The sequence below is a fragment of the Psychrobacter sp. CoH-33_TS_01 genome, from assembly GCF_058189395.1.
Genome location: NZ_JBVGQI010000002.1, coordinates 576,133 through 588,539, shown reverse-complemented (window position 1 = coordinate 588,539; position 12,407 = coordinate 576,133). Strand labels below are relative to the sequence as shown.

Sequence of the window (12,407 nt, the reverse complement as noted above, 5' to 3'; positions counted from 1 at the left end):
TAACGCCTACTTTGGCCTTTAGACTTTTACAATGCGGGTTTGCTACAATAGCGCCTCGACTCACGCTAGTGAGGAATTAGTCAGTTATAAGCAGGGATATTTTTTAGGGAAAGAGCCTAGAGAGTTTTGCCCTACTGCAGCGAGGTTATGATGTCAAAATCTAAAAAACCTGACAACCAAATCTGTGCCAATAAAAAAGCCCGTCATGAATATTTCATTGAAGAGACTTTTGAAGCCGGTCTGGTGTTAGAGGGTTGGGAAGTTAAGGCCGTACGTGCCGGTAAAATGAGCATTACCGAAGCCTATGTGATTTTTCGCAATGGCGAAGCGTTTTTATTCGGTGCCCATATCCAGCCGCTATTGTCCAGCTCTACCCATGTCGACCCCGACTCTATTCGCACCAAAAAGTTGCTATTGAATCGTCGTGAAATCGATAAATTATACGGCGCAGTAAACCAAAAAGGCTTCGCTTGCGTACCGTTATCTTGCTATTGGAAGCGTTCGATGGTGAAATGCCAAATCGCATTAGCCCAAGGTAAGAAAATGCACGATAAGCGTAAAACCCTAAAAGACAGAGATTGGGAACGCGATAAACAGCGTGGCTTTAAGCAGCATTTAGACTAGGCTAAGCTTAAACATAAAGTGTTGTTTATTATAAAACCCTATCCCTTAAAAATAAAAAAGCCTTGCATCATTGCAGGGCTTTTTTGGTTTTAACAATCGGCTAAATGGTGAGTTTAGTCTAGACGTATCTGTTGTCTCATTAAGGCTGACTGCTTGGACCTAGCGGATTGCCATAACCTACAAGCTATTAACTCACCGTTACCTTCGCATCAATCTGCTCAGCTTTATTATCACGTTGAGCCTTATTGTGTTTTAAAGTCTTCACCCCGTGCCAAATCAAGCAAGCAATCCCTGACCAAATAAGCCCATAACTGAGTAACATTTCTTGCTCAAACGGGTTGCCCAACACCGTAATCGCTAGCATAAATAACAGCGCAGGCTCGAGATAACTGAGCATGCCAAAGACGTTCACAGGTAGCTTTTGGCTGGCCTCAACATTACTCTGCATCGCCAAAGCACTCATAATGCCCAAACCAACAACCATAGCGATCATATAAGCCGAACTGGTCACCATCGTTAAAGTGGTGGGCGCGATAAATAAGAGATAACCTATTGCAAAAGGTGCCAAAACTGTCAAATCGACCAATAGCCCGGTCACCGCAGAGATACCTTGCTTACGGCGCATAATGTAATAAATGGGATAGGTCAAACATACCCATAAAGTCGCCCAAGATAAGCTCTGCGTACGAATTAGCTCACTCCCCACCCCAAGAACCGCTAAAGCTACCGCAAACCACTGTAACTTGGAAAGTTTCTCACCAAAGAGTACACAGCCAAAAATGACCATCATCAAGGGAAATAAGAAGTAGCCCATAGCGGTCTGTACGCCTTGGCCATTGACCGGTGCCCACATAAATAACCAGAATTGACTGGCAAAAATCGGGGTTGGTAATAACAACCACACCCATTGCTTAGCCGTCTTAAGGTTGCTTAGTACCGCTAGACTGGTGGCCATACGCCCTGAAAATAGTAAAAAACCTACTAATGCGACCCACATTGCGAGCATCCGCCAAACAAAAACCTGCGTACCCGATAATGGTGCTAGCCAGCTGCTATACACATACAGCACCCCGAACAACACGTTTGACAATACCGCCAAGCCAATCCCTAGCAATAAATTACGCTGAGCAGCATCACCTTCCCGAAAAAAAGCAGGCAATGGTAATTTATCAATAAAACTATTTATAGGGAGGTTCGCAGTAGCTTGGGTGGTCATGAGTCTCTCTAATTATTAAGGGCAATATGCCATTATCAGTGTTAAATACCAATGCTTAATATTAAAGGTTGAATATTAAAGATTGAATATTAGTAGTAAACGATAGGCCATATTTTACGCTCTCCTTATGATAAAATTTATCTAATTATCATAGATAATGGTTTTATTTATCACGAAACTATTTATATGTTGAATTTTTATCACCTATCAAAATTATTATGATAATAATCACTAATCCATAACACACTAATCCATAACACATTGAGACTATCTATAAGATAAGGACCCCTAATGAGCCATCTGTTAGATGCTACCGATAAAGCCATCTTAAACTTGCTGCAAGATGATGCCACGCTACCGCTAAAAACGATTGCTGAGCACGTCCATGTTTCAGTGGCTACTGCTCAACGCCGCGTACAGCAATTAATAGAGTCTGGGGTCATCACTAAGCAAGTCGCTATCGTTGATCCTAATAAAGTGGGCTACGGCCTAACCGCTTTTGTGATGATAGAGATGGAGCGCTCAAATAATTCTATGCAGCATCGTTTTGAGCGGCTAATGCATGAGCAGTCGCAGGTAATGAGTTGCTATGAGGTATCTGGAGATTTTGATTTTATGTTAGTAATCAATGCGAAAAATATGAGCGACTATCATCAATTTACCCGCGATAAGCTCACTTATGAGAATAATGTGCGTAATTTTAAAAGTCAGTTTGTGATGAACTTTACTAAGAGCGGCACCAAGATTTTCTTGGATTAATTAGCCCAATTCAGCAATAAGCAATGACGCAGTGTTAGGCATAAAACTAGACATAGTACGAGGTATAGAATTAGAATTTAAATATGAAAAAAGGCAACAAGTGACCCTGTTACCTCTCTTAATAGTAGCCATGCAGCCGGTATCGTTATAGGTTTTTACGGTATTGCACCATATCGGTTTTGGTGGCCATGGTGTCGTATAACAGACACGCGGTTTTATTGCCCTCTTGCGTGGTCCAATAGACGCGGTTGCACTCATTCAAAGTCGCAAAGTCATACACTTGCTCTATTAATATACGGCCGACTCCCTGCCCACGTGCGGATTCGCTGACAAATAAATCTTCCAAATAACAACAATAAGTCGTATCCCAAGTGTTGGGGTGTAGCACCACATGAGTGAACCCCACTAACACTGGATCGGCTTGCCCTTCCTGCTGCCAAGCGCCAAAGCCATAGATATGAAACTCATTATCCAACAATCGATGCCAAGTAAAATCGATAGTAGTCATGGGTAGGCTGGTCTCATAAAACGTCAAATAACGCTGCCATAATGCTAGCCAACTGGGATAGTCTTCAGCAGTTAAGGGTTTGGTTTGAATGGTTGTTTCACTATTTTTCATTAATTTCCTACCTTCTAGAACTTTTATCACAGGGACGTACTAATGCGTCAAGTCCACTGCGTTGGAATTCAAACCACTAGCTCACCTACGATCATGCTGCTGGCTATGGCATCGCTGCCCATAAATGACCCTTACTGCCTTACAGACGCACTAAAAAAGTGCACTCCTGCCCCATATTGATTAAAGATTAAGGGCGAAAGTCACTTTATTAGTGCAAAATACTGATTTTTAAGGTGTATTTAGCCTATTATTGCCCCTATTTAACACCCTTCTCTCGCTAATTACTAGCTAATTAATAGATAGTTGTCGGTTAATTAAGGTAGCTTAATTTATAGAAAGATTCGGTTAAAAATGACCGGGCGCTATAAACGAAAAACTTAAGACATATATTTTTTCATACAGAACAAATAATTAGCATGATTCAAATAATACCTAATATATATCAACTGCTTGGATTATTAGCATTGCAGTGATTAGTTAATTAATAAACACTAACTATCTGTTTATTATTAATAGTACGCTGATGCCACTAGTGACTTATAATAGTAGGGCAAAAGCTATGCCATGGGAGCTTAGAGCTAACGTTACTGTAGTTGTGCCGCTAGTATAAAGGCTACTAAGCGAAGGCAAAATAGCGGCTTGGTTAGCAAAAATAGGCAGCGTGTTATAAAAAGTATCGCCAACGTTATTTGCACCCCAATTTATTTAAACCAGCCATTACTTTGACTGCTGCAAATGTAACCGAGACTATAAACCTTTGCCATCCTGAGCTATATTCATGATAAAATGAGCAAGATTACACCTACTGCTATTAAGCCACCATTTCTTATTGTCTGTTTACCCACTCAGCCCTCGCGACATAATCAGCTCCTTAGCGTACAGCGACTTATTTGCGCTTGCCTATTATTATGACGTCTGCGCTTAACCGGTATGCACGCGCTATCCAATTATTGCCACTCACAGGTTACCCCCATGTCTGCCGATACCATCGCTCGCACCGCCTTCAAAAATGGCGTTACTCCTTTATATGACTACGATAAGCATTGGGCCAGTTGCTATGAGCCTGCGCCATTTTTGCCTACCACTCGCGAAGAGATGGATGCACTAGGCTGGGATTCCTGCGACGTCATCATCGTGACCGGCGACGCTTATGTCGACCATCCTAGCTTTGGTATGGCCATTATTGGGCGTCTTTTAGAGTCACAGGGTTTTCGCGTCGGTATCATTGCACAGCCGGATTGGACCAGCAAAGACGCCTTTATGGCTTTGGGCAAACCCGTCTATGCTTATGGCGTGACCGCGGGCAATATGGACAGCATGATCAACCGCTATACTGCCGATCGTCGTATCCGCAGTGATGATGCCTACTCTCCTGGTAACGTGGCGGATAAACGTCCGGATCGCGCCGCTATTGTTTATAGCCAACGTTGCCGCGAAGCTTACTCTGATGTGCCCATTATCCTAGGCGGTATCGAGGGCAGCTTGCGCCGTATCGCGCATTACGACTATTGGTCGGATAAAGTGCGTCGCAGTATCTTGCTAGACAGTCGCGCTGACGTGCTGCTGTACGGTAATGCTGAGCGCGCTATTGTCGATGTGGTGCATGGATTATCAAAAGGCTACACCTTTGAGCAGATGAGCAGCCTGCGCGGTACGGCCTATTTATTGACGCCATCACGCCGTCATTGGCAAGCCGATATGATTGAAGTGGCCAGTAACGATGTCGATACGGTTGGCCGTGTGGACCCCATTATCAACCCGTATGTGATGATGGAAGATGTGGACAGCTGTGCAATTGAAAAAGATAAAGACGAGCAACCCGGCTTATCAGCCATGGAACGTCAATATAAAGGCTTTGTCGCTGAACCTGTGACTGACAAAGTCATCAATGCCGATCAAGTTAATGATGACGTGCAAGTGGTCAAGTTAATGGTCCCAACCTCTAAAGCAGAGGCTGAAAAGCCACTGACTGCCCGTAAACATAAGCTAAAATTACCACCGCGGGAAAAGACGGTGATTCGCTTGCCAGATTACGAGCATGTGAAATCTGACCCTGTTCTCTATGCGCATGCTAGCCGTATCCTACATACTGAGACCAACCCTGGTAATGCCCGTGCCTTGGTACAGCGTCATGGTACCGGTGGTGGTAACTCGAGAACGGATATCGACGTGTGGTTAAACCCACCGCCACTGCCTTTGTCTACAGAAGAGATGGACTATATCTTTGACTTGCCGTACGCGCGCTTGCCACATCCGAGCTATGGTAAAGCCCAGATTCCCGCTTTTGATATGATTAAATTCTCAGTGAATATCATGCGCGGCTGTTTTGGTGGCTGTACATTCTGCTCAATCACAGAGCACGAAGGCCGCATCATTCAGAACCGCTCAGAAGAGTCTATTCTGCGTGAAGTGGAAGCTATCCGCGATACCGCCCCTAACTTTACTGGGGTCATCTCTGACCTAGGGGGCCCGACCGCTAATATGTATCGCCTGCATTGTAAAGATGAGACGATTGAGAAAAACTGCCGCAAGCCTTCTTGTGTCTATCCCGATGTTTGTGACAACTTGTTGACTGACCACAGCAATCTGACCCAACTCTATCGTAAAGCCCGTAGCATCACAGGCGTGAAAAAGATTCTGATTGCCTCAGGACTGCGCTATGACTTGGCCGTCAAAGACCCTGAGTATGTTAAAGAATTAGTCACGCATCACGTTGGTGGTTATCTCAAGATTGCGCCTGAGCATTCCGAATCTAACGTTTTAAATAAAATGATGAAACCGGGCATGGGCTCGTACGATGCCTTTAAAGCCATGTTTGAGCAGTTCAGTCAGGAAGCTGGTAAAGAGCAGTATTTGATTCCGTATTTCATTGCAGCGCACCCTGGCACTACCGACGAAGATATGATGAATTTGGCCATCTGGCTCAAGCGCAACAGCTATCGTGCGGATCAAGTCCAGGCGTTCTACCCGAGTCCGATGGCGACGGCGACCACGATGTATCACACGCACAAAGACCCTTTGCATAAGGTGACTCGTGCTGCTGAAAATGTGGATATCGTCAAATCGGGTAAGCAGCGTAAATTGCATAAATCCTTCTTGCGCTACCATGATCCTAAAAACTGGGGCCTGCTACGGGCTGCACTAAAACGTATGGGCCGTGAGGATTTAATCGGTACTGCGCGCCATTGCTTGATACCGCCATTTAACTCTCGCTTAGAGGGTAAAGACAGTCAAGACAGCTATCAATCAGCGCGTAAAAAGAACAGCCGCGTGGGCACTGACTCTGCCAAACGTCGCGATCAGTCTAATGCAAAGTCGGTACGCAGCAATGGCGAGACTATGAATAAGCCAAAGGTGAAAAAAGGAAACTTCCAGACTCAGCACACGGGCTTACCTCCTAGAAAAATGAGCTAGTTGAGATAGTAAAAGAGTGTGATTAGCCTCGTATGCTTTCATCTTTAATAAAAACATAAAAATTAACCCTGCTACCCGTTAGCGGGGTTTTTTTATACAAAAATGGATCTTCCTATAGCTATCGCTAGCACCGCTATATTATAGTTTTTTTGAGCAATCGCAAGATAAGAACCACCAGTTGTTCATTATTATTTTTATAATAAAATCAATCTATTAACGAGTTACTCGACCTAACATATTCCTCACAATTACTAACATTATTCTTAAGAGGCTTAGGTATCATGAGCACCATATCAGCTTATGAGCTAACCTGAGCTATTGCTAATTAATTAACTCTAATTATGAAAAAATTAATTAACCGAACAACGATTACAACTAATCCCAATAAATTGAGGCAAACCTTATGAAAACCCTAACCAAATTTGCTATGGCTGTGCCTGCTTTTGCTTTATTAAGTGCTTGTGCTACTAGCCCAACGGCACCGACAGTTACGCCTAAACCTGCTGAACAATTAACCCAGTTGGCCTATGACCGTATGGCGCCTGAGCATTATACTTGCGGTGACGCTGGTGAAATCTTGGCCAAGCAATCGGTCAATAAACAACAAGTCATGCTCAACGTGACTTTGCCTGCTCTGAAATTTAACCAACAGTCAGTGCTACTCAATGAAAAACCTGCTGCCTCAGGCGTGCGTTATGTCAATGATGCCAACCCAGAATCCACTTTGTCATGGCACACTAAAGGTGAAGAAGCTATGTTTGCCGTAGACTGGGCCAATGGCGACGAATATAAAGCCACCTGTAAAAAGCTTTAAGACTCACAAGCTTTTAAGGCTTTAGTTCTTAAGCTAAGCTAGTTAAGCTAAGCTAAGCTAAAACAGCCAAGCTCAGATAGCATTGACCATAAACAGCGGCCCTAGGGTGGCTGTTTTTTTATGGGGCTCACAAATATATTACAGGGCATTTTTTTGCCCCTAGCCTAAAGTGCGCTACCATAGAGGGCTTAACTTTCTTGCTATATTCCTCGCTATACTCTCCGATCAAATCGCAACATATTTTGCTCGGTTAGCAGACTCAATTAGGTGATCCTTTTGAAAAATATCTCTTTTGTCTCTATTTTTCGCCCCCGTCAATCCGCCAGTCTGGTGCTCAGTACGGCGCTACTGCTCAGTGTTGGTCTGCTAGCAGGCTGCCAAGATGCTGAGATTACCCAGCAACAGGCAACACAAGCTGACGCAACAGACGTTGCCAGCGCTGAGCAGACAGATACCGCTAGTGACGCCAGCCAATCCGCCCTTACTGAGAGTGGTGATGCAATGGCGGCTGGGACAGAAAACGACCATGAGCTTGCCCCAGGCACTTTAGAGAAACCGTATGAAATCGATTGGTCAGAAATCGCTAATGGCACCGCTCCTATAGCGGCAGATAAGTTTCAGTATCCTTTTGCTGCCGATAGTAAACAAGTCACGGCTTATATGAATTTTTTCAAAGTTGATGCCCAAACTGCGCAGCATAATCTCACTATTGGGATGGCCAGTAATGAAGCATTGACGCAAGTATTGGATCAATTGGGCACCCGCTATGTCTCCCATGAGTTGACCGATGGCGAGAACATTCAAATGATTGTGCACACCACCCCTGAAATTGCGCCTAGCCGCCACGACTATGTTTTTGCAGACGATTTTGCCAAAGGTTTAACTCTGCCTATTTTGATTCAACCCGACGCAAGCAAAACCACAGCTAATTAGTAAAAATTAATAGTTAATAAAAATTAAATAAACAGTTATGTTAAGATAAAGGGCGCTATACCGTATAGAGTAAGCGCCCTTTTATTTATGGTAATAGACAGTAATAGCTTAAGGATTAGGGCGATACTTTTAATTAGCGCGACCCTTCAATATTATGACAAGGATGTCCGCTATGAAAATTATTCAGCGCTCTGCCCCTTTATTACGCCAAGCTCCTGCACCTACTGCTCTTAACCCCTTTACTGCCAAAAAATCTTTTACCTTATCCTTAACCAGACTCCTTTTTTGCATACGCTTGACTCTAACGGGGGTAATGGTAGGAGGCAGTTTGGTATTAAGCGGCTGCTTTCATGACAGCGATGATAAGGATACGTCAGAGCCCCCGCCTAAAATGAGTGCGGCGACGCTAATAGATGACCTAGTTATCACGCAAACTTTTAGCGCTACTGAGCTTAAAGCCGCCCTAGTCGCTGCCGATTTAGCCAACCTCGTGGCCGATGACCCACTCTGCGGCATCACCGTGCAGTATATAAACCATACCACCACCGGCTTACAAGGCGAAGCGACCAACGCAACCGGTGCGGTTATCTTGCCCCATGGCGAAGACCCTACCTGTCAAGGCGAGCGGCCTATCACTCTGTATGCCCATGGCACTGCCGCCGAAAAAAGCTACAATTTAGCTGCGCTCAATGACCCTGATAATCCCGCTTATGATAAGGCTTTGGTAGTCGCCGCTAGCTATGCGGGTCAAGGTGACATTTTGATAGCGCCCAACTACCCAGGCTATGATAAATCTGACCTGTCTTATGCGCCTTATATTACCGCGCAGCAAGGCCGGCAGATGCTAGATGGTCTCCAAGCGGGTAAACTTGCTATCGAGCAAATCAATAGCCAGATGCCAAAAAAAGACAGCACGCCAACCTCTACCGTCACTTATAACGACAAGCTGTTTTTAACCGGCTATTCACAAGGAGGCTATGTGACGATGGCGACTGCCAAAGCACTCGATGGCATGGGCATGAGTGCAACCGCGGTGAGTCCTGGCTCGGGGCCGTATGCCGTAACTGCCTTTGCTGACTCTTTAATGTCGGGCAATGTTATCTTTGGCGGCACCTTATTTTTGCCTATGCTGACCAGCAGCTATGTGGCCGAATATGGTGATCTACTCGATGGGGTATACACTGAGCAATATGCAGCTACTGCGCCCACGCTATTTCCCACCACTGAATCTGTGCCCAGTATTTATTTCAACGGCAAACTCCCCTTTACCCAATTGTTTGAAGATTGCCCAGTGGGCTATGACTCTCTCAAGGATATCTCGCCACCCAGTCCGGCTTATGACTTTGGCTTCGGAGCCGATAATTATCTATTTAATACCGCTTTTAGAGCTAAATATATCGACGATATGGCGGTGAACCCCGATGGTATTTATCCTGACTTTAAAGCCCCTAATGGCCCTGTCCCTACCCAGACCGACTTACCAATACGCCAAGCTTTTATAGACAATGATTTGCGCGATTATGTGCCCAAAGCACCGGTATTATTATGTGCGGGCAATCAAGATCCTAGTGTCACTTTTGGGGTAAATACTTATGCGCAAGCGCTGATTTGGCAGAATAATAGCGCGGTTGATTTTGCCATGTTGGATGTTGATATTACCAACCAAGCCGCCCGAGCAGCTGCCGGTAAGTCACCTTATATCAGCACCTTACCTACGCTTATTGATACGCCTTTACGTGAGGTTGCCACTGAATTACAGCAGGGGTTTAGTCATCAATTAGACGCTAAATTAGCCGCCATCTGGGCAGCGACGTACCAACAAGCACGCGCCGAGGGGCTAGACGAAGCCGCCGCTGAAAAAAGAGCTGATAGCGCCAAAACGGCAGCGGTAGTTGAGTCTATTACCTATCATACCGGCGTCGACCCTTATTGCTTGCAGGCTGCCAATTCCTTTTTTGCGCAATACCGTTAATCGTATCCTTGATTGGCGCTAGTGAATTGCTTTTAATTTGCCAAGGAGTCAGCTTAGGTTGGCTCTTTTTATTGTGGGTAAATTAGGGTTGCAGAGCTCTACATTAACCCCTCAAAGAAACGGTAAGAATTGCTTTACAACCATGCTAAGATATTAATATAGCGTAAGAATTTAGCAATAATAATTCTAAGCTATGGCTTAGCGCTAGGCCTAACATAGCGCTGAGCTAAACCTTAGCGACCATAATGAAAAGCTGATTTATACAAGGATGTAAACTGCGATGTCTAAGACCAATCCCGCGCACCCTCTGAGCGCGCTGACCCAACATATCCGTTTAAGTAAAACCATTACCCTGACCAGCTTAGTGATCTGCTCCAGCTTAGTGCTGGCAGGTTGTGGCGATGATAATGACAATATATTTGCCGTTGATGCGCCCAAAAAAATCAGTGAGGCTACGTTAATTGATGCGCCCGTGGTCACCAAGACCTTTACGGCAGCGGAGCTTAAAGCGGCGGTAGCCAGCGCTGGACTAAGTGCGGCTGTCGATGCCGATCCCGTTTGTGGCATCACCGTGCAGTATATTAACCACACCACGACGGGGTTAAAAGGTGAGGCGACCAACGCTACCGGCGCTGTCATACTGCCCCATACTGACGATCCTAATAATAAAGACTGCCAAGGCGAGCGGCCTATCATGCTCTATGCCCACGGCACCACACCCGTGCAGAATTATAACTTAGCGGCTCTCAATGACCCTGAAAATGCCGCCTATGATACCGCCCTACTTATCGCAGCAAACTTTGCCGGTCAAGGCGATATCGTCATCGCGCCGAACTATCCTGGCTATGATAAATCTGAGCTGAAATATGCCCCTTACGTGACCTTGCAACAAGGTCAGCAGATGTTAGATGGGCTACATGCCGGTAGGCTAGCTATTGAGAAATTAGCCAGCAATAAAGCGGCTGCTACCAATGTTAAAGCCAGTGACAAGTTGTTTATCACCGGCTATTCACAAGGCGGCTATGTCGCGATGGCAGCCGCCAAAGCCTTGGATGACAAAGGACAACCGGCCACCGCTGTGAGTCCTGCGTCTGGGCCTTATGCGCTGACCGCCTTTGCCGACTCCATTATGTCCGGTAACGTCATCTATGGGGGAACGGTTTTCTTACCGATGCTGACGCGCAGTTATGACAATGAATACAATAATTTGATTGAGGGCGTCTATGCGGACAAATATGCTGAGACTGCTCCCAACTTATTTCCCACCAATGATAATCTAGTGGGTTTATTCTTTGCCGGTAAAATCCCGACCACGCAGTTGTTTCAATCGTCACCTACTGGCTATGACGTTTTAGAGGCTTTGCCTGCTCCTACTCCTAAAAACGCTTTTGGCTTCTCGGACAAGACCTATCTGTTCAATACAGATTTCCGAGCGCAATACGTGCAGGATATGCAAAGCCATCCGGACGGTATCTATCCGACCTTTAGCGCTCCTAATGGCGCAGTGCCAGTAAAATCTAACTTGGCTGTGCGTAAAGCCTTTATTGATAATGACTTACGCGCTTATCAACCTAAGTCGCCTATGCTGCTTTGTGGTGGTAACCAAGACCCTAGCGTGACTTATGATGTCAATGCCGATGCGCAAGCCCGTATTTGGAAGTCGACCGCTAAGCAGCCTTTTGCTTTAATAGATATGGATTTATCCAATCAAGAGGCTCGCAGCGCGGCTGACAAATCAACTTACGTCTCGACCTTACCGCCTGCCGTAGATAAGAATGTTCGTGCAGCCGCCATGGCCATTCAGGACAAATTCACCAGTAACTTAACCACTCTACTGACCAATACTTATCAAGTGGCCTATGCCGAAGCTATCGATAAAGGTAAAAGCGTAGCCGAAGCTCAGGCAGCAGGGCAAACCGCCAGCTATACTGAACAATTAAGCAGCTATCATGGTATGGTCGCGCCTTATTGCTTAAGCGCTGCCACGGTGTTCTTTGATCAGTATCGTTAAGCGTTAGCTAGTTATTTTAGAGAATAAAAAAGACAGCTTTGGCTG

At 45.3% G+C, this 12,407-nt stretch carries 9 protein-coding genes; 7 read left to right on the top strand and 2 right to left on the bottom strand.

Annotated elements, in window-relative coordinates; genetic code table 11:
• Nucleotides 1–147 precede the first annotated feature (147 nt).
• Nucleotides 148–624 carry an SsrA-binding protein SmpB gene (gene smpB / locus ACZ2XM_RS05500; RefSeq protein ID WP_201497905.1) on the top strand — a complete coding sequence of 159 codons (477 nt, stop codon included), beginning with the start codon at nucleotides 148–150 and terminating at the stop codon, nucleotides 622–624.
• A gap of 187 nt (nucleotides 625–811) precedes the next feature.
• On the opposite strand, the gene rarD is transcribed toward smpB, so the two are convergent.
• The gene (gene rarD, locus ACZ2XM_RS05495; protein WP_490587363.1) at nucleotides 812–1,840 is read right to left on the bottom strand and encodes an EamA family transporter RarD; all 1,029 of its coding nucleotides are present in this window, start codon (nucleotides 1,838–1,840) and stop codon (nucleotides 812–814) included.
• 291 nt (nucleotides 1,841–2,131) lie between these two features.
• Here rarD and ACZ2XM_RS05490 point away from each other — a divergent pair, with 291 nt between their 5' ends.
• On the top strand, nucleotides 2,132–2,599 hold the full coding sequence (locus ACZ2XM_RS05490) for an Lrp/AsnC family transcriptional regulator (protein WP_490587362.1): 468 nt from the start codon (nucleotides 2,132–2,134) through the stop codon (nucleotides 2,597–2,599).
• Nucleotides 2,600–2,744: 145 nt separating this feature from the next.
• Here the strand turns inward: ACZ2XM_RS05490 and ACZ2XM_RS05485 are convergent, their stop codons facing one another.
• A complete protein-coding gene (locus ACZ2XM_RS05485; RefSeq protein ID WP_490587361.1) occupies nucleotides 2,745–3,218 on the bottom strand; it encodes a GNAT family N-acetyltransferase in 474 nt (157 codons plus the stop codon).
• A 972-nt stretch (nucleotides 3,219–4,190) separates the two neighbouring features.
• On the opposite strand from ACZ2XM_RS05485, the gene ACZ2XM_RS05480 reads away from it, so the two are divergent.
• The 5 genes from ACZ2XM_RS05480 to ACZ2XM_RS05460 all read left to right on the top strand — a co-directional run bounded on the left by ACZ2XM_RS05480 (nucleotide 4,191) and on the right by ACZ2XM_RS05460 (nucleotide 12,362).
• Nucleotides 4,191–6,632, top strand: a complete 2,442-nt coding sequence (locus ACZ2XM_RS05480) for a YgiQ family radical SAM protein (RefSeq protein ID WP_490587360.1) — start codon at nucleotides 4,191–4,193, stop codon at nucleotides 6,630–6,632.
• Nucleotides 6,633–7,035: 403 nt separating this feature from the next.
• Nucleotides 7,036–7,446: an MliC family protein gene (locus ACZ2XM_RS05475; RefSeq protein WP_490587359.1), complete on the top strand. Its 411-nt coding sequence runs from the start codon at nucleotides 7,036–7,038 to the stop codon at nucleotides 7,444–7,446.
• Nucleotides 7,447–7,722: 276 nt separating this feature from the next.
• The gene (locus ACZ2XM_RS05470) at nucleotides 7,723–8,379 is read left to right on the top strand and encodes a hypothetical protein (protein WP_490587358.1); all 657 of its coding nucleotides are present in this window, start codon (nucleotides 7,723–7,725) and stop codon (nucleotides 8,377–8,379) included.
• Nucleotides 8,380–8,551: 172 nt separating this feature from the next.
• Nucleotides 8,552–10,351, top strand: a complete 1,800-nt coding sequence (locus ACZ2XM_RS05465; RefSeq protein WP_490587357.1) for an alpha/beta hydrolase — start codon at nucleotides 8,552–8,554, stop codon at nucleotides 10,349–10,351.
• Nucleotides 10,352–10,631: 280 nt separating this feature from the next.
• Nucleotides 10,632–12,362 (top strand): alpha/beta hydrolase family protein, encoded by a 1,731-nt coding sequence (locus ACZ2XM_RS05460; protein WP_490587356.1) that lies wholly within the window; start codon nucleotides 10,632–10,634, stop codon nucleotides 12,360–12,362.
• Nucleotides 12,363–12,407 lie beyond the last annotated feature (45 nt).

What these genes read in the sequence shown, in the direction of transcription:
- smpB (WP_201497905.1), top strand. Translation starts at nt 148, where the DNA reads ATGATGTCAAAATCTAAAAAACCTGACAACCAAATCTGTGCCAATAAA.
- rarD (WP_490587363.1), bottom strand. Translation starts at nt 1,840, where the DNA reads ATGACCACCCAAGCTACTGCGAACCTCCCTATAAATAGTTTTATTGAT.
- ACZ2XM_RS05490 (WP_490587362.1), top strand. Translation starts at nt 2,132, where the DNA reads ATGAGCCATCTGTTAGATGCTACCGATAAAGCCATCTTAAACTTGCTG.
- ACZ2XM_RS05485 (WP_490587361.1), bottom strand. Translation starts at nt 3,218, where the DNA reads ATGAAAAATAGTGAAACAACCATTCAAACCAAACCCTTAACTGCTGAA.
- ACZ2XM_RS05480 (WP_490587360.1), top strand. Translation starts at nt 4,191, where the DNA reads ATGTCTGCCGATACCATCGCTCGCACCGCCTTCAAAAATGGCGTTACT.
- ACZ2XM_RS05475 (WP_490587359.1), top strand. Translation starts at nt 7,036, where the DNA reads ATGAAAACCCTAACCAAATTTGCTATGGCTGTGCCTGCTTTTGCTTTA.
- ACZ2XM_RS05465 (WP_490587357.1), top strand. Translation starts at nt 8,552, where the DNA reads ATGAAAATTATTCAGCGCTCTGCCCCTTTATTACGCCAAGCTCCTGCA.
- ACZ2XM_RS05460 (WP_490587356.1), top strand. Translation starts at nt 10,632, where the DNA reads ATGTCTAAGACCAATCCCGCGCACCCTCTGAGCGCGCTGACCCAACAT.